This window comes from Sphingomonas sp. Leaf17 (assembly GCF_001421505.1).
In the GTDB taxonomy this organism is placed as follows: Bacteria; Pseudomonadota; Alphaproteobacteria; order Sphingomonadales; family Sphingomonadaceae; genus Sphingomonas.
This window is the reverse complement of sequence record NZ_LMKL01000008.1, coordinates 13,919-35,801: the sequence shown is the minus strand read 5'-3', so window position 1 is coordinate 35,801 and position 21,883 is coordinate 13,919. Positions and strand designations below refer to the sequence as shown.

Here is a 21,883-nt window from a genome sequence, read left to right as displayed (position 1 = left end):
ACCGACGATGCCGGATTACGAGACGATACTGGTCGAACAGCGCGACGCGGTGACGCTCATCACGCTCAACCGGCCGCAGGCACTGAACGCGCTGAACGCGCAGGTGCTGGCCGACCTGATCGCCGCGCTGGCCACCTATGACGCGGACGCGACGCAGGGGTGCGCGGTGCTGACCGGCAGCGCGAAGGCGTTTGCGGCGGGTGCGGACATCAAGGAAATGGCCGGCATGGATTTCGCCGCGATGTACGGCTCCAACCACTTTGCCGGGTACGAGACGATTACCCGGACCCGGAAACCCGTGATCGCGGCGGTTGCGGGCTATGCGCTGGGCGGTGGATGCGAGCTGGCGATGATGTGCGACTTCATTCTTGCGGCCGACACCGCGAAGTTCGGCCAGCCCGAGGTGAAGCTGGGCGTCACCCCCGGCATGGGTGGGTCGCAGCGGCTGACTCACGCGGTCGGCAAGGCCAAGGCGATGGAAATGGTCCTGACCGGCCGGATGATGGACGCCGAGGAGGCGGAACGCGCCGGCCTCGTCAGCCGGGTCGTGCCGGCGGCGGACCTGATCGACGACGCGCTGAAGACCGCCGCGATAATCGCCGGCATGGCGCCGCTGGCGGTCAAGGCGAACAAGGAAATGGTCGACGCGGCGTTCGAGACGACGCTGGCGCAAGGGGTGCAGTTCGAGCGCCGCCTGTTCAACGGCCTGTTCGGTACGGCCGACCAGAAGGAAGGCATGGCCGCGTTCGTCGAGAAGCGGCCGGGGAACTGGACGGGGCGGTAAGCAACTTGCCGAGCAACCGGGCCTCGTTTGCAGCTCTCGTTTTAATCGTGCTGCATTTGGCAATGTGGTGGCGTCTCGATGCGTGTGATGTCCAGTATGATGCAGGCGATCTAAGTTGGTGGATGGTCGCGTTTTGGATTTTACCAACTTTTGCGATACTTACCTTAACCATATCAATGCTGCGCAAAGCATTCCTACGCTCAAGGAAAAACTAGATGGCACGCATCGCATTCATCGGTCTTGGCAACATGGGCGGCGGGATGGCCGCGAATCTCGCGAAACACGGGCATGACGTGCGCGCGTTCGACCTCTCGGCTGACGCGCTCGCCGCCGCCGAAAAGGCCGGGTGCCTGCCCGTCGCCTCCGCGCGCGACGCGGCCGAGGGGGCGGAGGCGATCGTCACGATGCTGCCCGCCGGCACCCATGTCGAAAGCGTCTATGCCGACGTGTTCGCGGCGGCGGCCCCGGCGGCGGTGATGATCGACTGTTCGACAATCGACGTCGCCACCGCGCGCCGGGTGGCCGAGGCGGCCGCCGCCAGGGGGCTGGTCGCGGTCGACGCACCGGTGTCGGGAGGAATCGCGGCGGCGCAGGCGGGCACGCTCACCTTCATGGTCGGTGGATCGGCCGAGGCGTTCGGACGCGCGGAACCGGTGCTGGCGGCGATGGGCAAGGCGGTGATCCACGCCGGCGCGAACGGCGCGGGGCAGGCGGCCAAGGTCTGCAACAACATGCTGCTCGGCGCGACGATGATCGCGACGTGCGAGGCGTTCGTGCTGGCGCAGCGGCTGGGGCTGGACCCGCAGACCTTCTACGACATCGCCAGCGTCAGTTCGGGACAGAGCTGGTCGATGACGTCCTACGCGCCGCTGCCCGGCGTCGGCCCGGACAGCCCGGCCGACCGCGACTATCAGGGCGGATTCGCCGCCGCGCTGATGCTGAAGGATCTGCGCCTCGCCATGGCCGCCGCCGCCGATACCGGCGCGGACACGCCGATGGGCGCGCGCGCGGCCGAACGGTACGAGGCATTCGCGGCGGCGGGGCAGGGCGGGCTGGACTTTTCGGCGATCATCCGCACGCTGGCCCCCAGGGAGCCGGGTTCGCCGGAATAAGGCTGTCCTATCGGTTCGGGGTTTGCCAGTGTCCGTTGCAGGCCGGGTGCTGACCCGGCCCGAACCCCTGACGTCGCCCTTGCCCAGCCCTCCGACAGATCCGTCACGAACCTCAACTTCGTCAACTTCGGTCATCCCCGTCTGTCCCGCCGACGCCTTTTCCGGTAGCGGAGCCAACGTGACTGCTCCCTTACGCCTTCGGCTCGATGCCGCCGCCCTGGTCGCCAACTGGCGCACGCTCGATCGTCTCAGCGGTGCGGCGGCTTGCGGCGCGGCGGTCAAGGCCGATGGCTATGGCCTTGGCGCGGCCCAGGTCGTCCAGCGGTTGGCGGCAGCGGGTGCGCGCGATTTCTTCGTATCCAACTGGGCGGAGGCGGTGGCGCTGGCTCCGCTCGGCGTGACGGTGTCCGTGCTGCACGGTGTCCGCGACGAGGACAGGGGCGTTGCGCTGACCGGGATCGCGCGCCCGGTGCTGAACACCGACGCGCAGGTCGCGCGCTGGCGTGAAGCGGGCGGCGGGCTGTGCGACGTGATGGTCGATACCGGCATGAACCGGCTGGGCGTCTCAGCGGCGGCGGTAACCGGAGGGCTGCTCGACGGGTTGAGAATCGAGACGCTGATGAGCCACCTGGCCTGCGCCGACGAGGACAGCGCGATGAACGACCGTCAGCGTGTCGCCCTCGCCGGTCTGGCCGGGCGGACGAGCGCGCGGCGCCTCAGCCTCGCCAACTCGGCCGGAGTTGCGCTGGGCTGCGGCTATGCGTTCGACCTCGTCCGCCCCGGCCTCGCGCTGTACGGTGGCGTGCCCCGGCCGGACATGGCGGCGATCCTGCGGCAGGTGGTGACCCCGCAGGCACAGGTCCTGCAACGCCGCCGCGTCTCCACCGGCGCGACGGTCGGCTACAACGCGACGTGGACCGCGACGCACGACACGGAGGTCGCGATCCTCAACATCGGCTACGCGGATGGCTATGCGCGCGGATTTTCCGACCGGGGATGCGCCCGCGTGGCAGACGGTACCGCCCTGCCGGTCATCGGCCGCGTGTCGATGGACCTGATCGCTATCGACGTCAGCGCCGCGCCCGGCGTGCTGGAGGGCGACTGGATCGGCCTGGATTTCGCACTGCCGGCCGCCTCGGCGGCGTGCGGGTTGTCGCAGTACGAACTGCTGACGCGGCTCGGCCCGCGCTATGATCGGGAATGGGTCAGCGGAGCGTGAAACGGCAAAGCTGGCGCGTCGCCAGCCACTGAACGCCGCGCTCCACCGGCAGGTCGGCGTGACGCAGGCGCGGATCAGGTGAACCATCGGCCCGCGTGTTGGTAAACAGGATCGCGTCGTCACCGGCGGGGTGATCCGCGGGCCGTGGACCGGAAACGCGGTTTCACCACCGGTAAACCCAGCCTGAAGATGGATCAGGACCGTCTGGCCGCGCCGGTTGCGGTTCCGGCGACCGTGTCGGCTGTCCGTATGGGCGCAAGCTGCAAAAAAAGGGCCGGTGGAAATCCACCGGCCCCAAAAGGCTTCGGACTGATCGTGGCGATCAGAACTTGGCGGTCATGCCCGCATAGAAACGACGACCGATATTGTCGAAGATCGCGCTGCCGGCACCGATGCCGGTCGTGCCGAGCGGCGGCAGACGATCGGTCAGGTTGTCGACGCCAACGTAGAAGTTGGAACGATCGCCGATGTCGATGCCGACCTTCATGCCGATGTACAGGACATCCGGATAGAAGGGGACGCTGAAATCGTCGAGGTTCTGCGGCGCGCGATCCTGGAACGCGATGCGGTTCTCGATCGCACCGACGGCCTGCTTCGAGAGGTAGCGGAAGTTGGTGTCCAGCGTGAAGTCACCAAAGTCCGCACCCAGGTTAAGCGACACCTGATCCTTGGGCGATCCCAGCTCGTCGACGACGGTGTCGGCGAAGGCCGGCTGCAGCGGATTGAGGAAGCTGCTGCTTTCCAGGATGTGGGTGTAGATCGCGTTTGCGGCCAGACGGACGTCACCAACGGTTCGAACGTAGTTGATGCTCGCGTCGATACCGCGACGCTTCAGGCTGGCGAAGTTCAACGACGACTGCAGCAGGCTGCCCTCGATGATGCGGAAGGCCTGTTCACCGTTCGGGCCGGTACCTCCAGCACCGACGCGCTGGAACTGCGAGCAGAACTGGTTGTCCTGGATCGAGGGCGAATCGTAGCAGTTGTTGATGATGCCCTGCGCGCTGACAGCCGTGATGACGTCGTCGACCTTGATGTTGTAATAATCGACCGACACCGTCAGCCCGGGCACGAACCGTGGCGTCAAAACCGCGCCGTACGTGTAGGAATCCGACGTTTCCACCGACAGATTTGGATTGCCGCCCGTCAGGATTTCGAGCGATTCGGCGTATTGGTAGTTATACGACGTCGGAATGCCGGCGGCGGCACAGTTGGCCGGACGGAACTGGGTACCACGCCCCAGATTGTCCGACGAGCACGGGTCGCTGATCGTGGCAAAGTTCTGGCCAGCGGCCGAGAACGATTCCGACAGATTCGGTGCGCGAACGGCGCGACCATAGTTGGCACGGAACCGGACACCCTCGACCGGCGAATACACGCCGTTCAGATTGTAGGTGTACACGGTACCGGCCGAACCCTTGTAATCCGACACACGACCGGCGGCCGACAGTGTCAGTTCGTTGATGAGGAAGATATCCTTCAGCAACGGAACACGAAGCTCGCCAAACGCCTCCTTCACCTCGAACGACGGCGGCGAGAAGGTCGCGAGCGCGTTGTAGAAGGTGTAGCCCGCCTCGACGAAGGGGTCGGCCTGGAAGAAATTCGTCTCGCGACGATATTCCGCACCGACCGAGAAACCGATCGCGCCACCCGGCAGCTTCAGGAAGCTGGACGTGTCACCGGCGATCGAGCCGAGGATGTCGAGCTGCGTGATCTTGCCCTCGGACGTGGTGTTGCGCAGCACATAGTTGCGCGACGCATCCGAGATGCTGCCGACACCGAACGGGTTCAGTGGCTGGCAGTTGGTGATGTCGCTGGCAAGATTTGCGGCATTGCCACCAAGATCGGTGTCGAACGCAAAGCGGCTGGCGTCGAGCTGCGCACCGCAGACGATCTGGCCATTTGGTGCACGGACTGCATCAAGTGCAAGGCTGAGACGCTGGACGTCGACGTTGCCGAGGACACGGGTCTTTTCCTTGAACTCGCCATAGTTCGCCGAGATTTCGTAGTTCAGCGAGCTGGACAGGTCGCCACGGAAACCACCGACGAAGCGATAGGTCTCACGCCGGGCATCCTCGCGACGCGAACCCAAATCGGTCAGGTTCTTGCGCAGGGTGAAGCGATACGCGCCGCTGTTGATCTGCGCCCGCAGGGTTGCTGCCTGTGCGGCTGTAATTGCCGCGCCGCTCGTCGGGTTCAGGCCAGCGTCGACGGCCTGAAGCGCCTGCGCGGTCAAGGTTGCACGCGACGATGCGTCGAGGAAGGGGTTGTCGAGGCGAGGACGCTCGTACAGTGCGTCGATGGTCCCCCCGGTGAAGAACGCCGGACCGGAGCCGCCAAGGCTGACGGTATCGACACGGACGTACTTCGCCTCGAAGAACGGGACGAACGCATCCGAAATGTCGAAATGGCCCATCAGATTTGCCGCGTAGCGGTCGATCTGCGGCAGGAGCTGGACCAGAACGCCCTCGCGGCGGGTATTGCCGTTGCCGCCCAGGAACGAACCCGATGGCGTTGCCGATGGTGCGGCCGCACTGCCGGCAGCGATACCGACGCGGGTGCCGTTCTGCTGAACGAGACCGCCGCCCTGCTGGAACAGGTAGTTGCAGGTATAGGCACGGCCGAGCGGGTCACGACCGCAGCGAGCAGCCGAGTTGGCACCCGCCGGAGCGCCGGCGAACGACACCAGGCCGCCGTCGGAGAAGGTGCCGACGCGGATGTCGCGGAAGAAGCTGGCGTCGGGTACGCCGTCGAAGTTCAGGTTGCCGCCAAGGCCAACGCCGGTCGGGTCAATGTTGGTGGTGATGAAACCGTCGGTCTGGCGGTATTCCTTGCGGCCCGACGCGAACAGATCCTCGGTCCGGGCATATTCCAGGTTGAAGGCGATGTTGCCACGGCCTTCGGCAAAGTTCTTGCCGCCGGTCAGGCTGACGAAATAGGTGCCTGCGTCCTTCTCGTCGCTGACGCCGCCCTGCGCGCGGATCTGAAGGCCCTCGTAATTGCTCTTGAGGCGGAAATTGACGACGCCGGCCAGTGCGTCCGAGCCGTACACGGCCGAGTTGCCGCCGGTGACGATATCGACGGCTTCGATCAGGTCGGTCGGGATCGTGTTGATGTCGACCGAAACGGCGTTGCTGAGAATGTCGGAGCCGACATGACGACGGCCGTTGACCAGCACCAGCGTACGCTGTGGGCCAAGTCCGCGCAGATCGAGGAGGTTGAGACCACCGGTGCCGAGGAAGCGGGTCGAGTTCGACTGGCTGAACGTGCTCTGCAACTGCGGCAGATCGTTCAGCACGTCACCGATCGACGTACGCGCCGTCTGGGTCAGTTCCGCCGCGGAAATCGTCGAGATCGGCACGGCCGATTCTGCGTTCGGTGCGCGGATACGCGATCCGGTAATCAGAATTTCTTCGCCGGCGGGTTCGGTCGTATCCTGCGTCGGTGCGGCATCCGGCACGACGGCTGCGGACTGCGGCGTGTTGTCCTGAGCGTAAGCAATGCCCGGAAGAAAAGCGAATGCGCCAACCAGCGCGGTCGCTTCCAGAAAGCGAGTGGTCTTCATGTTTTTTTGGCCCCGTTCTATGCTGAACGGGGCCATTCAACGCGGTGACGCCTCAGTGCGCAAGGTTGTGTTCATCTTTCATGCTGCGACTGCTGCGTTTTACATTGAAACGTGACAAAACCGTCACACTTCCGTCACAGGTAGCGTTAACGGCCCCTTTTCACCGCTCCAGACACATGGCGATTCCCATGCCGCCACCGATGCACAGGGTGGCGAGGCCCTTTTTCGCGTCGCGCTTCTGCATTTCGTAGATGAGCGTGGTCAGGACGCGGGCACCGCTGGCACCGATCGGGTGGCCGATGGCGATCGCGCCGCCGTTGACGTTCACCTTCTCGGCATCCCAGCCCATGTCCTTGCCGACAGACAGGGCCTGCGCGGCAAAGGCTTCGTTCGCCTCGATGAGGTCGAGATCGGCGACGGTCCAGCCGGCCTTTTCGAGTGCCTTTTTCGAGGCCGGCACCGGGCCGATGCCCATGATCGACGGGTCGACGCCAGCCGATGCCCAGCTCTTGATGGTGGCGAGGATCGGCGAACCGCGGCGCTCGGCCTCCTCGCGGCTCATGAGGACGAGGGCGGCGGCACCATCGTTCAGGCCGCTGGCGTTGGCGGCGGTGACGCTGCCGTCCTTCTTGAAGGCGGGGCGCAGGCCGGCGACGCTTTCGATGGTTGCACCAGCGCGGATATATTCGTCATCCGACACGATGGTGTCGCCCTTGCGGCCCTTGATCGTGACGGGCGCGATCTCGTCCTTGAACCGGCCCGACGACCGCGCGGCCTCTGCACGGTTCTGCGAACGGACGGCGAAGGCATCCTGATCGCCGCGGGTGATCTGGTACTGCTCGGCGAGGTTTTCGGCCGTCATGCCCATGTGATAGCCGTTGAAGACGTCGGTCAGGCCGTCCTTGACCATCGTGTCGATGAGACCGAGGTCGCCCATCTTCTGGCCTGCGCGCAGCGACTGGGCGTGGGCGCTGAGCGACATGGATTCCTGGCCGCCCGCGACGACGATCGTCGCGTCACCGGTGGCGATCGCCTGGGCCGCAAGAGCGACGGCGCGCAGGCCCGATCCACAGACCTGGTTGACGCCCCATGCGGGGACTTCCTTGGGCACACCGGCGTTCATCGACGCCTGGCGCGCGGGGTTCTGCCCCTGCGCGGCGGTCAGCACCTGACCGAGAATGACTTCCGATACGTCCTCCTTGGCGACGCCGGCCTGTTCCAGCGCGGCCTCGATGGCGATGCGGCCCAGTTCATGCGCGGGGGTGGCGGCGAAGGCACCGAGGAAGCTGCCAACGGGGGTACGTTTGGCGGCGGTGATGACGATGTCGGTCATGGTAGGATCCTCTCGCGGTTTCGGTCTATCTAGGGGGCGACAGCGTCTCGATCCAGTGTGCAAGCGGCATCCACAGCTGGTCATGGGCCTTGCCGCCGACAATCATGCCGACATGGCCGATCGACAGGTCGTGGCGGGCATCGAGCGTGGGCGTCGTGGCGGCCGGAACGATCCGGTCGGTGCGCGACGCGAAGGCGATCGACGGGCAGGAGAGCGCGGCCGGATCAATCGGGATGCCGCCGACCGTCCAGCCCGCGCCACCAGGATCGTCCTGACCGACGAACCGCTCGAACAACTGGCGGCCGGCGGCGTAGGGCAGGGGTGCGCCACTGTTGGCCCAGTCCTCCAGCCGGACGAAGGCGTGGGCCTCCGGGCTGCCGGGCGTCATCGCGGCGAAGGCGGCATATTTGGCGATCGTCCGGGCCGGGTCGAGCTGCCAGAAGCCGGCTTGCAGCACCTCGACCGGCACGACGCCGATCGCCGCGCAGGCGGGTGCGGCGCTGGTCCACAGACGGGCGATGTCGGCACGGGCCTGCGCGCCATAGCCGGTGAAGTGCCAGGGCGCGGCGATGGTCGCCACGCCGCCCACCGGCATGGCCGAGGCCGCCGCCAGCGCGATGGTGCCGCCAAGACAATAGCCCACGAGAACCGGCGGCGCTGACAGGCGGCGCAGCATCGGCAGCAGCAGGCGTTCGACATGGCCGCCGATGTCGATGTCGCGATCCGCTTCGCCAGGCATGCCCCAGTCGACGAGCAGCGTGCGATGGCCGCGCGCCGCCATCCACCGCAACAGCGAACGGTCGGGCGCTAGATCGAGGATCGTCGGCGGATTGATGAGCGAGGGGACGAAGACGATGGGCGCGCCGGTACCGTGCCCGGTTGAATAGTCGCGCAGGCGGGCACGGCCACGCTGGTGGCGCGCGCGCGGCAGGGCCACGGCTTTCAGGCGTTTCGCGGTCTGATAGGCGTGCAGTCCGGCCAGTGCGGCGGCGGTGCGATCCGGTGCGCCGGCGGTTTCGCGGGCCAGCATGTCGAGGAACAGCGGCAGCGGCCGGGGTCCATGTTGCGGCGCGTCATCAAAGCCTGTAGCTACCGCATCAAACATGTCAGGGGGCCTCGATGAAGAAGCAGTACGCGGGTGACGGTGTCGTCATCATCAAGAAGTACGCGAATCGTCGGCTCTATAACACCGAAACATCGTCCTACATCACGCTGGAGCATCTGGCGGCGATGACGCGCGAGGGCCGCGACTTCAAGGTGGTCGACGCCAAGTCGGACGAGGATATCACCCACAATGTCCTGACCCAGATCATCATGGAGGAGGAAAGCCGGGGCCAGACGATGTTGCCGGTCAGCTTCCTGCGTCAGCTGATCGCGATGTACGGCGATTCGATGCAGGCGATGGTGCCGGGTTATCTGGAAGCGTCGATGGACAGCTTCCGCCGCAATCACGACCAGTTCAAGACCGCGGTCGAGGGCGCGTTTTCGACCGGACCGTTCGCGGGCACGCCGTTCGCCGACCTCGCCAAGCGCAACATGGCGATGTTCGAGGCGGCGGCGCAGGCGTTCAAGCCGGGTGCGCCGGGCATGCCCGGGGCCGTGCCGTTCGAGGCCGCGACCGCGACCGCGACAGGGGCCAGCAAGGACGATGAGATCGCCGCGCTGAAGGCGCAGTTGGCCGGGCTGAACGAGAAGATCGACAAGCTGAACCGCTGACGGCTTGTTTGCGTGCCGGAGGTGACGGGACTGTGGGTCGTGGCGGCCATGCTGCTGGCCGTCGCGGTCGGCGCGGGGCTGGGGGATTGGCGGCGTCGGCGACGGCGGGATCCGGACCGGGTGGGCTGGGTCGACTGGCCGACGGTGCAGATGCTGGCGCTGATAGGGCTGGCGATCACGGTCGCGCTGGCGGTGAAGTCCTGAACGGTCGATCGTTGCGCAGATAGACGAGGCTGTTCCAGCTGGCGCGCGGGGTTGAAAAGACCGGGCGATAGTCGCGGGCGAGCGCGGCCCTGACCGCAGTGATGCTGGCCGGGTTCCAGATCGACAGCCGCCGGTCCGACGTGACGATGACCGGCGGACGGGTGGCCAGGATCCGGCGGACCTCGGCTGCCTCGTCGATGCCGGTCGCACCCTGTTCGGTCGCATAGGCCAGCAGGTTGGGAAAGGCATAGGGCGTCGGCAGGCAGGTTCGCGCGAGCAGATAGGTGACCGTGTCGCCGATGAAGACATAGGGGCAGCGATTGCCGGTGTTGGCCGCGACGACGTGGGCCAGCGCGCGTGCGCTATCGCGGTCGCTGCGCGCGAACCCGCGCTCCACGACGAACAAGGTGAGGCCAAGGCCCAGCGTGGCGACCAGCGCGCGGTTCGACCGGCCGAGCATCGGCGCGGCCATGATCGCCAGCGGCGCGACGAGCGGCAGCGCATAGTGATCGAAGAAGGTGCCGATCGCCAGGAAGCCCAGCACCGCCGCCGCCAGCCAGCCGAAGCCGAGGCGCTGGACCGCGCCCGCATCCCCCCGGGCACGCCGCCGCCAGGTGAAGGCGGCGCAGATGCCCAGCGGGGAGAGCTGTGCGACGATGCCGAGCAGCCGCATCGCGATCTGATCCGCCGGATAGCCGGCGCGCAGGGCGATCGAGGTGAAGTTGGCGAACCAGAAGGCATCGAGCGCGGCATGGCCCTGTGCCGCGTACCAGCCGATCGCGGCCAGCGTCGGCAGCAGGCCGGCCAGCGCGAGCAGGACCGCGCCGCCGAGGATGACGGGCAGCGGGCGGCGGGCGCGATGCAGATACCAGAGATGCGCCAGGCCGAAGAACGCGCCCTCGACCGCCGGGGTGTATTTCATCTGGATCGCGATGCCGGCGAGCAGGCAGGCGGCAAGGCCGTTGGCGACGATCGCCCCGCCGCCTCGTGCCAGCCGCGGCAGGCGCAGCGTGAGCAGGGCGGCCCCGGCCATCAGCAGGTTGTAGAAGACGGGAGACTGGCCGCCGCGCCCGCCGAGCAGCGACAGGCCGATCAGGTAGATCGCCCCGGCCGCCAGCGCGCCGCGCGGTCGCGCGCCGACCAGCAACGCGGCGCGGTGGACCAGCCACGCGGTGGCGACGGCGGCGACGGTGGCGGCAAGCTGATAGGCGAGGATGCCGTCACCGGGCAGCAGGCGAAGCGCAGCGAACAGCAGGAACAGGCCGATCGGCTTGCGATCCCAGATGTCGATATAGGGCACCGCGCCGTGCAGCATCCGGTCACCGACCAGCAGATAATATTGCTCGTCGACATGAATGACCGGATTGCCGAAATCCCAGATCCGCAGGGCGAACGCGAACGCCAGCAGGTACAATGCGGGCCGGAGACGGGATGCCGCAGCCGGCATCAGTAGAATCGCTTCAGTGTCAATTGTCGGGTCGTCCCGTCGCACAGCGTAAGCGTCACGACACGGCCCGGTTTCCCAGCGGACCAGGCCGCGAGCGGACTGGTGGCGTAGTCGGCGGTGACCGGCATCCCGTCGATCGCGCAGATGGTGTCGCCGTCCTTCCAACCGGTGGCCGCCGCCGGTCCGCCGCGCATGACGTGCAGGACGCGCAACCGGTCGGGCAGGATGCCGAGCAGCAGGCCGCTGGTTGATCGCAGCGGCGGCGTGTCGGCGGTGGGGCCGGGGCGCAGGATCATCCGCCCGGCGGTGGGATCGAGCAGGACGCGGTAATGCTGGAGCAGACCCGACCCGATCCGGCCGGCGGTGCCGATGGATTGCGAAAAGCCGTCGGCGGCCTCGATCCGCACCTCGACCTGACGGGCGACCAGCGTGCCGAGGCCGATCGTCGGAACGATGGCCAGACGGCTTGTCTGTTCGCCGGCGAGGCCGAAGGCGATCGTGGTCGTGACGGGCAGGCCGGCGGGCGCGTGCGCGTTCCACGCGCGGTCGGTGACGCTGACCGATGCGCCGTCGCCGGTGTCGACTACCATCGGTCGGACCCGGTGGCCGCCAAGCGTGATCGCGCTTTCATAGACGTTGCGCGCGGCCGAGACGGCGAGCGGCGCGATCGCCCCGCGATACGGCATCCGGCCCGATCGCAGCAGGCGGAAGCGACGGGCGGCATAGTCGATGTCGAGCGCATAGGGTGCCAGCACGTCGCGCCCCAGCAGCAGGTCGACCGCACGCGCGCTGCCGGTCGCGGTCGCCGGCAGGGTGGTGACTGTCAGCCCGCCGCCGGTGCGGGTCAGGCCGCCCAGCGACAGGGTCGCGGTCGGTAACCAGCCGATCGCGACCGACCCGCCGATCGCGGTGGCGGTGCCGCCGGACTGGACCTTTGCCGGGTCGGCGGCGGCACGCGACAGCACCGAAAAGCTGACGCCGGTGTCGAGGATCGCGGTCAGGTCACGACCATCGACGGCCATCGTGAAGCGGATCTGGTTGCCCGGCGTCAGGTCGAAGGGAACCCAGCGGGTTTCCGTATCCGGCGACAGCGTGGCCGTGCCGGGCGCGCGGTCGGTCGGCGATATCACGGCCGCCGCCGGGTCGCGCTGCGCCGCGCCGGTGGTCGTCAGGATCAGGGCGAGCGGGAGAAGGCGGCGCATGGCGCGCGTTGCCTAGCCGAGCGGTGGGCCGGCGTCATGTGTTGAAATGGGGTGGGGCACGCGCATCATGGGACGGTAGGGCGCGTGATGCCGCCGTTGCCGCTCGCCAATGCCGTCATCCAGGCGTTCGCCTGGATGACGGGGGAGGCGCGCCTTAGAGGCAGGCCTCAAGATAGGCCTGGTCGAAGCCGAACTGCTTGGCCTTTTCCAGCGTGTAGGGGCGCAGGCCCATCGAGCGATATTCGCCGATGATCTTCCCGTCGGCGCTTTCGTCGAGATATTCGAACTTGAACAGCTCCTGCGTCACGATCACGGGGCCTTCCATGCCGATGACCTCGGTGATGTTGGTCACGCGGCGCGAGCCGTCGCGCAGGCGCTTCACCTGGATGATGAGTTCGACCGAATCGGCGATCTGGCGGCTGATGGCCTCCTTCGGTACCTTGATGTCCGACATCATCACCATGTTCTCCATACGCGCCAGCGCCTCGCGCGGGGAGTTGGCGTGGAGGGTGCACATCGACCCGTCGTGCCCGGTGTTCATGGCCGCCAGCATGTCGAAACATTCGGCACCACGGATTTCGCCCAGGATGATCCGGTCCGGGCGCATACGCAGCGCGTTCTTGACGAGGTCGCGGATGCTGATCTCGCCCTGACCCTCCAGATTGGCGGGGCGGGTTTCCAGCGGCAGCCAGTGCGGCTGTTGCAGGCGGAGTTCGGCCGCATCCTCGATCGTCAGCACGCGCTCGCCCGGGTCGATCAGTTTCGACAGGGCGTTGAGCATCGTCGTCTTGCCCGAACCCGTGCCGCCCGAGATGACGACGTTGAAGCGGCAGGCCCCGGCGATCTTCAGCGCGGTCGCCATCTTGGTCGACATCGACCCGCCGCCGGCCATCATGTCCAGCGTGATCGGCTTGGCCGAAAACTTGCGGATCGAGATCGCGGTGCCGCGCAACGAAAGCGGCGGTACGATGACGTTGACGCGGGATCCGTCCTTCAGGCGGGCATCGGCCAGCGGCGTGGTCTGGTCGACGCGGCGGCCGACCGAGTTGCAGATGCGCTGCGCGATCTGGAACAGGTGCTCCTCGTCGCGAAACTGGATCTGCGCCAGTTCCAGCTTGCCCTTGCGTTCGACAAAGGTCTGGTCGGGGCCGTTGACCATGATGTCGGTGATGTTCGGATCGGCGAGCAGCTCCTCCAGCGGCCCGAGGCCCAGCAGTTCGTCGACCAGCACCTTTTCCAGCGCGAACTGTTCGCGGCGGTTGAGGGTCAGCTTCAGCTCGGCGAGCACTTCGCCGATGATCGGGCGGAACTCCTCGGCCAGCTCGTCCTTGCCCAAGGTTGCCGCGGCTTCGGGATCGACGCGTTCCAGCAGGCGCGGCAGCACCTGTTCCTTGATCTTGTGAATCGACGCCTCGAACCCCTCGCCGCGACTGTTGCCGGCCTCGCCGCTGGACGCCTGGCGGTCGGCCAGACGCTGCATCGCGTCGATCGCCATGCCGGGCATGGTGCCGATGCCGACGCCCTCGGCCTCGCCGATGCCCGCACCGGGCAGGGGCACGAGATCGAGCGGCGGGAACTGCTCGCCGCCCTGCGGTTCCGTGCGCGCGACCGGCGCGCCGCCCCGCATCGGCCGCGCGACGCCGAACGCGGGTCGCCCCGACTGGCTCCCCGACGATGCATTGCCACTGGTTCCGTCTCGTCGTCCGAACGCACTCATGCCGCGCTGTCCCTTTGTACCCTGGCGGTTGGCGTAGGGGCGAAGGCTTGAGATTTGCCTAACCCGCTTTCAACCGTGGGATGGGGGCGGTAGATGGCGGGTATGATCGTTTTCCGTCTGCTGTCGCCGGTCCTGCTGGTCCTGATGCTCGCCATGCCGTCGGCCGCACGGGCCGACGATATTTCCGCCACCGCGCGCGGCGTGGTGCGGGTCGTGACGATCGCGATGGACGGGGAGCAGGTCGTCGGGTTCGGACATGGCAGCGGCTTTGCGGTCGCGCCCAACCGCATCGTCACCAACGCGCATGTCGTCGAGCTGGCGACGCAATATCCCGACAATGTCGTCATCGGCGTCGTGCCGTCGGAGGGTGCGAAATCCTATCAGGGGCGGGTCGTGGCCTATGACGCCAAACGCGATCTGGCGCTGATCGAGTTCACCGGCGGCCGCCTGCCGCCGGCGGCGCTGTACACCGGGCCGGTGACCGAGGGCGACCGGGTCGTGGCGCTCGGCTATCCGGGCAATGTCGACCTGGCGACGGCGCAGTCGGCGGCCGACTATATCCGGCCGACCTCGCCGGTGCGGTCCGAGGGCGGTTTTTCCGCGCGCCGGTCGCTGAGCGGTGTCGATGTGCTGCTGCACACGGCGGGGATCGCGCGCGGCAATTCGGGCGGGCCGCTGCTGGACGGCTGTGGCCGGGTGATCGGCGTCAACTCGGCGATCACGCGCGGCGAGGAGGGCGATTCGTCGTTCGGGTTTGCGATCGCCGACAACGAACTGGCGGCGTTTCTGGGCGCGGCGGGCCAGCCCTATGCCTCGGTCGGCATCCCCTGCACCTCGATCGAGGACCGGTTGCGGCAGGACAGCGATGCCGATGCGCGCGCCGCCACGGATGCGGCCGTGGCCCTGCGCGAGGCGGCGGCGGCGCGGGCGATGGCGGCGGAAACCGAGCGGGCGAAGGCGCGCGAGGCGGCCGAGCGGGAGCGGGAGAACTTCATGGCGCTGGCCGGGCTGCTGCTGGTCGGCGGGGCGCTGGCGATCGGCGCGGCGGGCCTGTTCGAATCGCGCGGGCAGCGGCGCACCGCGATCTGGTGCCTGACCGGTGGCGGGATCACGGTGGCGGCGGCGGTGCTGGTATTCGTGTTCCGGCCGTCGGGCGAGCCGATGCTGGCGACCGGAACGGCGGCGACAGCCGGGGGAGCGACCGCCGCGCCGGTCGTTGCCGATCAGGCGCTGGGATCGCTGGTGTGCAGGCTGGTGCCCGAACGCAGCCGGGTGACGATCTCGTCGACCGCCGACGTGCCGATGACGTGGGGGCAGGGCGGCTGCATGAACGGGCGGACGCAATATGTCGCGGCGAACGGGCGGTGGGAAAAGATCCTGGTGCCCGAGGAGGAGCAGACCGTATCGGTCCTTGGTTTCGATCCGGCGACGCGGACCTACACCAACACCCGCTACCTGATGTCGGCGGCGGCGATGGAGGCGGCGCGGGCGGCGCGGGGCGAGGCACCGGTGAAGTCCTGCACCGCCGATCCGATCGCCACGGCCAGGGTGGCGGAACGGGTGGCGGCGATCCGTGCGACCCTGCCGCCGCTGCCCAACGAAAAGCTGGTCTATCGGTGCGGCGTGGGCGGGTGAGCGCGGGCGAAAGGTGTCAAAGGTTACACCGGCAGCACCCCCTCCGACTTCTCGTCCCGTCCTAAAACCCGGCGTCAACCCGTTGTCATGTCGACAATATGAGAAGAACGCGGTTCGCCGATCCTGTTTTCGCGTGACGACGCCAACCTGTACCCTTCCTGTACGAACCGTCATCTGCCCGTCACGCCGGGTTGCACAATCGGTGGCCCGATGCTAACCGGCCCGCAACCCGTGGAGGGCGCGTTTTTCGCGCCTTTCTTCCCCGTGGGGCGAGCAGTTCTGCTCCAGGGGGCCAACCTGTTCTGCGACGAGGAAACAACAGTCCGTGGAGACATCCGGCGGTATCCAGGCAAGTCTAGGCGGTCGTTATGCGACCGCCCTGTTCGAGCTTGCGCGCGACGCCCACGCGATCGAGGCGGTCGAGGCGAGCCTTGCCACCTTGCGCGAGACGCTGGCCGGGTCGGATGATTTCCGCGCGCTGGTGAACAGCCCGCTCATCAGCCGGACGGATTCGGCCCGCGCCATCGCCGCCGTCGCCGAGACGATGGGGCTGGACGCCACCACCCGCAACTTCCTGGGCGTGCTGGCCGAAAACCGCCGCCTGCGCGACCTGCCCAAGATCATCGCCGCGTTCCGCACGCTGGCGGCGCGCCATCGCGGCGAGGCGACGGCCGAGGTCGTGTCCGCGCATCCGCTGAACGACGAGCAGGTCGTCGAGCTGAAGCATCGGCTGCGCCAGCGCGTCGGTCGCGAGGTTTCGGTCGACCTATCGGTCGATTCCGCATTGCTGGGGGGGCTGGTCGTTCGGATCGGCTCGCAGATGATCGATTCGTCGATCCGCACCCGTTTGAATTCGCTCGCGCACGTAATGAAAGGCTGACGGCGAAACGCCGTCAGTGGGAAAGGCTGAAGTCATGGATATTCGCGCCGCAGAAATCTCCCGGGTCATCAAGGACCAGATTGCCAATTTCGGCACCGAAGCGCAGGTTTCGGAAACCGGACAGGTTCTGAGCGTCGGTGACGGCATCGCCCGCATCCACGGGCTGGACAATGTCCAGGCCGGCGAGATGGTCGAGTTCTCCAACGGCGTGCAGGGCATGGCCCTGAACCTGGAGGCCGACAATGTCGGTGTCGTGATCTTCGGGTCGGACAGCGAGATCAAGGAAGGCGACGTCGTCAAGCGGACCGGCACCATCGTTGACGTCCCCGTCGGCAAGGGCCTGCTGGGTCGCGTCGTGGACGGTCTGGGCAACCCGATCGACGGCAAGGGGCCGATCGTCAGCGATCAGCGCAGCCGCGTCGAGGTCAAGGCACCGGGCATCATCCCGCGCCAGTCGGTCAGCGAGCCGATGCAGACCGGCCTGAAGGCGATCGACGCGCTCGTCCCCGTCGGCCGTGGTCAGCGCGAACTCATCATCGGCGATCGCCAGACCGGCAAGTCGGCGGTCGCGATCGACACCTTCATCAACCAGAAGGTCGCCAACCAGGGCACCGACGAATCGAAGAAGCTGTACTGCGTCTATGTCGCGGTCGGTCAGAAGCGGTCGACCGTCGCGCAGCTGGTCAAGACGCTTGAAGAAAACGGCGCGATGGAATATTCCATTGTCGTCGCCGCGACCGCATCCGAGCCGGCACCGCTGCAGTTCCTTGCGCCCTATACCGGTACCGCGATGGGTGAGTATTTCCGCGACAACGGCATGCACGCGCTGATCGTGTTCGACGATCTGTCGAAGCAGGCGGTCGCATATCGCCAGATGTCGCTGCTGCTGCGCCGTCCGCCGGGCCGTGAGGCGTATCCGGGTGACGTGTTCTACCTGCACAGCCGCCTGCTGGAGCGTGCGGCCAAGATGTCGGACGCGAATGGCGGCGGATCGCTGACCGCGCTGCCGATCATCGAGACGCAGGCTGGCGACGTGTCGGCGTACATTCCGACCAACGTGATTTCGATCACCGACGGTCAGATCTTCCTCGAAACCGACCTGTTCTTCGCTGGGATCCGCCCGGCGATCAACGTCGGCCTGTCGGTCAGCCGCGTCGGTTCCGCCGCGCAGACCAAGGCGATGAAGAAGGTGTCCGGCTCGATCAAGCTGGAGCTGGCGCAGTATCGCGAGATGGCGGCGTTCGCGCAGTTCGGCTCCGACCTGGACGCGTCGACGCAGAAGCTGCTCAACCGCGGCGCGCGCCTGACCGAGCTGCTGAAGCAGGGCCAGTTCCAGCCGATGCCGTTCGAGGAGCAGACCGTGTCGATCTTCGCCGGCACGCAGGGGTTTATCGACGCGGTGCCGGTCAAGGACGTGGTGCGGTACGAGCAGGCGATGCTGGCCGATATCCGCGCCAACCATCCGCACATCCTGACCGACATCCGCGACAAGCGCGAGATGACGAAGGATACGACCGACGCGCTGAAGTCCGCGCTGACGGCGTTCGGCAAGGCGTTCGCGTAACCACGCTGCGAAAGCAACGACACACACGCGTCACCCCGGCGAAGGCCGGGGTCCAGTGCCGGAAGCGGCGCGGTTTGAGGCTCTGGATCCTGGCGTTCGCCGGGATGACGGCAAAGGGAAGTTAGATGGCGTCACTCAAGGCCCTCAAGATCCGCATCGGCTCGGTGAAGTCGACGCAGAAGATCACCAAGGCGATGAAGATGGTCGCCGCCGCGAAACTGCGCCGCGCGCAGGAGGCGGCGATGGCTGGTCGCCCCTATGCCGAGCGGCTGGAGCGGGTGATGGCGAGCCTCGCCAGCCGTGTCGGCGTGACCGAAGGGTCGTCGCGGCTGCTGGCCGGAACCGGCAGGGATCAGGTCCACCTGATCGTCGTGGCGACGTCGGAGCGCGGCCTTGCGGGTGCGTTCAACACCAATATCGTCCGCGCCGCGCGCAAGAAGGCCGAGGAGCTTGAGGCCGCCGGCAAGACGGTGAAGTTCTACCTCGCGGGCAAGAAGGGGCGCGTGCTGAAGCGCTTCTATCCCAACGCGATCGTCGGTGACCGCGACCTGTCGACCGTCAAGAACGTGGCATTCGCCGACGCGCGCGGGATCGCCGACGACCTGATCGCGCGCTACGAGGCGGGCGAGTTCGATATCGCGCACCTGTTCTACGCCAAGTTCCAGTCGGCGCTGGTGCAGATCCCGACCGGCATGCAGATCATTCCCGTCGCGATTCCGGTCGACAAGGTCGCCACCAGCGGCGCGGATGCGGTCGTCGAATATGAGCCGGACGAGGAGGCGATCCTCGCCGACCTGTTGCCGCGCAACGTCGCGATCCAGATCTTCCGCGCGATGCTGGAAAATGCGGCGTCCGAGCAGGGCAGCCGGATGAACGCCATGGACAATGCGACGCGCAACGCGGGCGACATGATCCAGCGGCTGTCGATCCAGTATAACCGCACGCGTCAGGCCGCGATCACGACCGAGCTGGTCGAGATCATTTCGGGTGCCGAAGCGCTTTGAAGCCGGTTTTCGCCCTGGTCGCGACGGGCCTGTTGCTCGCCGGATGCGGTGAGCAGCCGGAAACCGTGCACGAGCGCGAGGCGAAGGTTGCGGCGACCGCCAAGGCGCTGTCGGGCTGGGACCGGGCGTTCGGCGTGCCGTCCTCGGCGATCGGTGCCGCCAACCAGTTCGGATTCGGCGTCGGCGCCTACGGGCCGGCGAAGGGCGGGTTCGCCGCGACCGGCCGACCGATCATGATGTCGAACAGCGGCGCGGCCGACCCCAGCATCGCGATCTTCACGATCGAGGGCGCGAAGCCGGATCTGGCCGACCATATCGTGTTCGCGCTGAAGATCACCGATCCGATCGACGTCGAAACCGCGCGTCAGCGGTTCGCGCAGACGATCGGCGACTTCATGGGCAAGTTCGAGATCAAGGACGGCGGGGCGGTCGGCAACGCGATCCTCGCCAACGAGAGTTTGCAGGGCAAGGTGTCCGGCGTGACCGCCACGGTCGCCAACACCCCGACCCGCATCGACGTGACATTCACCCGTCCGGGGGTTACCAGCCCGGACACCAGCAAGACCCGAGGACAGTGACGATGGCAACCGCCGCAGATACCCTCGCCCCCCAGGCGACCACCAACAATGTCGGCCGCATTTCGCAGGTGATCGGTGCCGTCGTCGACGTGCATTTCCCCGAAACGCTGCCGGCCATCCTGTCCGCGCTGGAAACCAGCAACAACGGCAACCGGCTGGTGCTGGAAGTCGCGCAGCATCTGGGCGAGAACACCGTCCGCACGATCGCGATGGACGCGACCGAGGGGCTGACCCGCGGTCAGACCGTGACCGATACGGGCTCGCAGATCCGCGTGCCGGTCGGCCCCAAGACGCTGGGCCGCATCCTGAACGTGATCGGCGAGCCGATCGACGAGCGTGGTCCGGTGGGCGCGGAGACGACCGCACCGATCCACGCATCCGCGCCGCTGTTCGTCGACCAGTCGACCGAGAGCGCGATCCTGGTCACGGGCATCAAGGTCATCGATCTGCTCGCCCCCTATGCGAAGGGCGGCAAGATCGGCCTGTTCGGCGGTGCCGGCGTCGGCAAGACCGTGCTGATCCAAGAGCTGATTAACAACATCGCCAAGGGGCATGGCGGCACGTCGGTGTTCGCGGGCGTGGGCGAGCGGACGCGTGAGGGTAACGACCTGTATCACGAGTTCCTCGACGCGGGCGTCATCGCCAAGGATGCCGACGGCAATCCGCAGTCGGAAGGCTCCAAGGTCGCGCTGGTGTTCGGCCAGATGAACGAGCCGCCGGGCGCCCGCGCCCGCGTCGCGCTGTCGGGTCTGACGATCGCCGAATATTTCCGCGACGTCGAGGGCCAGGACGTGCTGTTCTTCGTCGACAATATCTTCCGCTTCACGCAGGCGGGTGCCGAAGTGTCGGCCCTGCTCGGTCGTATTCCGTCGGCGGTGGGCTATCAGCCGACGCTGTCGACCGACATGGGCGCATTGCAGGAGCGCATTACCTCGACCAACAAGGGGTCGATCACCTCGGTCCAGGCCGTGTACGTGCCCGCCGACGATCTGACCGATCCGGCGCCGGCGACGTCGTTCGCCCACTTGGACGCGACGACCGTTCTCAACCGCGCGATTTCGGAACTGGGCATCTATCCGGCGGTCGATCCGCTGGACTCGACCAGCCGCGTCCTGGAGCCGCGCATCGTCGGGCAGGAGCATTACGACACGGCGCGCGCCGTCCAGTCGCTGCTCCAGCGGTATAAGTCGCTGCAGGACATCATCGCGATTCTCGGCATGGATGAGCTGTCCGAGGAGGACAAGCTGACCGTGACCCGTGCGCGGAAAATCCAGAAGTTCCTGAGCCAGCCGTTCCACGTCGCCGAGGTCTTCACCGGCATCAGCGGCAAGTTCGTCCAGGTCGAGGACACCATTCGGTCGTTCAAGGCGGTTGTCGATGGCGAATACGACCACCTGCCCGAGAGCGCATTCTACATGGTTGGTGGCATCGACGAGGTGATCGCCAAGGCCGAGAAGATGGCGCAGGACGCGTAATGGACACACGGCCCCGCGATAGGCCGGTCAACGATATCTGTCCGTGGTCGGGTAAACCGGTGACGGAGGATGCCTTGACTGAGTATCGTGGGGTGGTGGTCGGCTTCTGCAACGCCGGTTGCCGCGACAAGTTCGAGGCGGCGACTTCCGCGTTCGATCGTGCGATTGAGATGAGATCCTGACAATGCTGCATTTCGAACTCGTGACCCCTGAAAAGCTCATCCGCAGCGAGGACGTGTATATGGTCGTCGTTCCCGGCACCGAGGGCGACTTCGGCGTGCTGGAGGGGCACGCGCCGTTCATGTCGACGATGCGCGACGGGGCGTTGACGATCCATCGTACCGAAAAGGGCGAGCCGGAGACGATCGCGATCCGTGGCGGGTTCGCCGAAGTCACGGGCAAGGGTCTGACCGTGCTGGCGGAGAGCGCCGGCTGAACGCGCGGCCGGTTG

General features: G+C 66.9%; 18 protein-coding genes. 12 read left to right on the top strand and 6 right to left on the bottom strand.

Features of this window, described 5'->3' with window-relative positions; all coding sequences use genetic code 11:
• The first annotated feature begins 7 nt into the window (after positions 1-7).
• The 3 genes from ASE75_RS12255 (at position 8) to ASE75_RS12245 (ending at position 3,115) form a co-directional block, all read left to right on the top strand.
• The gene (locus ASE75_RS12255) at positions 8-784 is read left to right on the top strand and encodes an enoyl-CoA hydratase (RefSeq protein WP_055934505.1); all 777 of its coding nucleotides are present in this window, start codon (positions 8-10) and stop codon (positions 782-784) included.
• Between the two features lie 215 nt (positions 785-999).
• Positions 1,000-1,896, top strand: coding sequence for a 3-hydroxyisobutyrate dehydrogenase (gene mmsB / locus ASE75_RS12250; RefSeq protein WP_055933981.1), 897 nt, complete (start codon positions 1,000-1,002; stop codon positions 1,894-1,896).
• A gap of 178 nt (positions 1,897-2,074) precedes the next feature.
• Positions 2,075-3,115 (top strand): alanine racemase, encoded by a 1,041-nt coding sequence (locus ASE75_RS12245; RefSeq protein WP_055933979.1) that lies wholly within the window; start codon positions 2,075-2,077, stop codon positions 3,113-3,115.
• 322 nt (positions 3,116-3,437) lie between these two features.
• Here the strand turns inward: ASE75_RS12245 and ASE75_RS12240 are convergent, their stop codons facing one another.
• The 3 genes from ASE75_RS12240 to ASE75_RS12230 all read right to left on the bottom strand — a co-directional run bounded on the left by ASE75_RS12240 (position 3,438) and on the right by ASE75_RS12230 (position 9,115).
• Complete coding sequence (locus ASE75_RS12240) at positions 3,438-6,677, bottom strand: TonB-dependent receptor domain-containing protein (RefSeq protein ID WP_055933977.1); 3,240 nt, start codon at positions 6,675-6,677, stop codon at positions 3,438-3,440.
• Positions 6,678-6,837: 160 nt separating this feature from the next.
• Entirely contained in the window at positions 6,838-8,010 is a 1,173-nt protein-coding gene (locus ASE75_RS12235) for an acetyl-CoA C-acetyltransferase (protein WP_055933975.1), read from the bottom strand.
• 25 nt (positions 8,011-8,035) lie between these two features.
• Positions 8,036-9,115: an alpha/beta hydrolase gene (locus ASE75_RS12230; protein ID WP_055933973.1), complete on the bottom strand. Its 1,080-nt coding sequence runs from the start codon at positions 9,113-9,115 to the stop codon at positions 8,036-8,038.
• Between the two features lie 14 nt (positions 9,116-9,129).
• On the opposite strand from ASE75_RS12230, the gene phaR reads away from it, so the two are divergent.
• Positions 9,130-9,726, top strand: a complete 597-nt coding sequence (gene phaR / locus ASE75_RS12225) for a polyhydroxyalkanoate synthesis repressor PhaR (RefSeq protein WP_055933972.1) — start codon at positions 9,130-9,132, stop codon at positions 9,724-9,726.
• A gap of 12 nt (positions 9,727-9,738) precedes the next feature.
• The gene (locus ASE75_RS12220) at positions 9,739-9,930 is read left to right on the top strand and encodes a hypothetical protein (protein WP_055933969.1); all 192 of its coding nucleotides are present in this window, start codon (positions 9,739-9,741) and stop codon (positions 9,928-9,930) included.
• Here the strand turns inward: ASE75_RS12220 and ASE75_RS12215 are convergent.
• The 3 genes from ASE75_RS12215 to ASE75_RS12205 form a co-directional block, all read right to left on the bottom strand.
• The gene (locus tag ASE75_RS12215) at positions 9,902-11,377 is read right to left on the bottom strand and encodes a hypothetical protein (RefSeq protein ID WP_055933968.1); all 1,476 of its coding nucleotides are present in this window, start codon (positions 11,375-11,377) and stop codon (positions 9,902-9,904) included. The two genes, ASE75_RS12220 and ASE75_RS12215, sit on opposite strands and share 29 nt — an antisense overlap.
• Entirely contained in the window at positions 11,377-12,579 is a 1,203-nt protein-coding gene (locus ASE75_RS12210; protein WP_055933966.1) for an aspartyl protease family protein, read from the bottom strand. Before ASE75_RS12210 ends, ASE75_RS12215 begins: the two co-directional genes overlap by 1 nt.
• Positions 12,580-12,733: 154 nt before the next feature.
• Positions 12,734-14,296 carry a CpaF family protein gene (locus ASE75_RS12205; RefSeq protein ID WP_082463958.1) on the bottom strand — a complete coding sequence of 521 codons (1,563 nt, stop codon included), beginning with the start codon at positions 14,294-14,296 and terminating at the stop codon, positions 12,734-12,736.
• A gap of 102 nt (positions 14,297-14,398) precedes the next feature.
• Between ASE75_RS12205 and ASE75_RS12200 the strand changes: the two genes are divergently transcribed.
• From ASE75_RS12200 to ASE75_RS12165, 7 genes are all read left to right on the top strand, one after another.
• Positions 14,399-15,931, top strand: coding sequence for a S1C family serine protease (locus ASE75_RS12200; RefSeq protein ID WP_055934503.1), 1,533 nt, complete (start codon positions 14,399-14,401; stop codon positions 15,929-15,931).
• Positions 15,932-16,256: 325 nt separating this feature from the next.
• The gene (locus ASE75_RS12195) at positions 16,257-16,811 is read left to right on the top strand and encodes a F0F1 ATP synthase subunit delta (protein WP_055933962.1); all 555 of its coding nucleotides are present in this window, start codon (positions 16,257-16,259) and stop codon (positions 16,809-16,811) included.
• Between the two features lie 34 nt (positions 16,812-16,845).
• Positions 16,846-18,375, top strand: a complete 1,530-nt coding sequence (gene atpA, locus ASE75_RS12190; protein WP_055933960.1) for a F0F1 ATP synthase subunit alpha — start codon at positions 16,846-16,848, stop codon at positions 18,373-18,375.
• 125 nt (positions 18,376-18,500) lie between these two features.
• On the top strand, positions 18,501-19,379 hold the full coding sequence (locus tag ASE75_RS12185; RefSeq protein WP_055933958.1) for a F0F1 ATP synthase subunit gamma: 879 nt from the start codon (positions 18,501-18,503) through the stop codon (positions 19,377-19,379).
• Entirely contained in the window at positions 19,376-19,957 is a 582-nt protein-coding gene (locus tag ASE75_RS12180; protein WP_055933956.1) for a hypothetical protein, read from the top strand. The genes ASE75_RS12185 and ASE75_RS12180 overlap by 4 nt, the downstream gene beginning before the upstream one ends.
• A gap of 2 nt (positions 19,958-19,959) precedes the next feature.
• Positions 19,960-21,432 (top strand): F0F1 ATP synthase subunit beta, encoded by a 1,473-nt coding sequence (gene atpD / locus ASE75_RS12175; RefSeq protein ID WP_055933954.1) that lies wholly within the window; start codon positions 19,960-19,962, stop codon positions 21,430-21,432.
• Between the two features lie 184 nt (positions 21,433-21,616).
• Complete coding sequence (locus ASE75_RS12165; protein WP_055933950.1) at positions 21,617-21,868, top strand: ATP synthase F1 subunit epsilon; 252 nt, start codon at positions 21,617-21,619, stop codon at positions 21,866-21,868.
• The last annotated feature ends 15 nt before the right edge of the window (positions 21,869-21,883 follow it).

Coding starts and splice junctions, on each gene's coding strand:
- ASE75_RS12255 (WP_055934505.1), top strand. CDS start 8: ATGCCGGATTACGAGACGATACTGGTCGAACAGCGCGACGCGGTGACG.
- mmsB (WP_055933981.1), top strand. CDS start 1,000: ATGGCACGCATCGCATTCATCGGTCTTGGCAACATGGGCGGCGGGATG.
- ASE75_RS12230 (WP_055933973.1), bottom strand. CDS start 9,115: ATGTTTGATGCGGTAGCTACAGGCTTTGATGACGCGCCGCAACATGGA.
- ASE75_RS12235 (WP_055933975.1), bottom strand. CDS start 8,010: ATGACCGACATCGTCATCACCGCCGCCAAACGTACCCCCGTTGGCAGC.
- atpD (WP_055933954.1), top strand. CDS start 19,960: ATGGCAACCGCCGCAGATACCCTCGCCCCCCAGGCGACCACCAACAAT.
- ASE75_RS12185 (WP_055933958.1), top strand. CDS start 18,501: ATGGCGTCACTCAAGGCCCTCAAGATCCGCATCGGCTCGGTGAAGTCG.
- ASE75_RS12240 (WP_055933977.1), bottom strand. CDS start 6,677: ATGAAGACCACTCGCTTTCTGGAAGCGACCGCGCTGGTTGGCGCATTC.
- ASE75_RS12215 (WP_055933968.1), bottom strand. CDS start 11,377: ATGCCGGCTGCGGCATCCCGTCTCCGGCCCGCATTGTACCTGCTGGCG.
- ASE75_RS12165 (WP_055933950.1), top strand. CDS start 21,617: ATGCTGCATTTCGAACTCGTGACCCCTGAAAAGCTCATCCGCAGCGAG.
- atpA (WP_055933960.1), top strand. CDS start 16,846: ATGGATATTCGCGCCGCAGAAATCTCCCGGGTCATCAAGGACCAGATT.
- phaR (WP_055933972.1), top strand. CDS start 9,130: ATGAAGAAGCAGTACGCGGGTGACGGTGTCGTCATCATCAAGAAGTAC.
- ASE75_RS12205 (WP_082463958.1), bottom strand. CDS start 14,296: ATGAGTGCGTTCGGACGACGAGACGGAACCAGTGGCAATGCATCGTCG.
- ASE75_RS12200 (WP_055934503.1), top strand. CDS start 14,399: ATGATCGTTTTCCGTCTGCTGTCGCCGGTCCTGCTGGTCCTGATGCTC.
- ASE75_RS12210 (WP_055933966.1), bottom strand. CDS start 12,579: ATGCGCCGCCTTCTCCCGCTCGCCCTGATCCTGACGACCACCGGCGCG.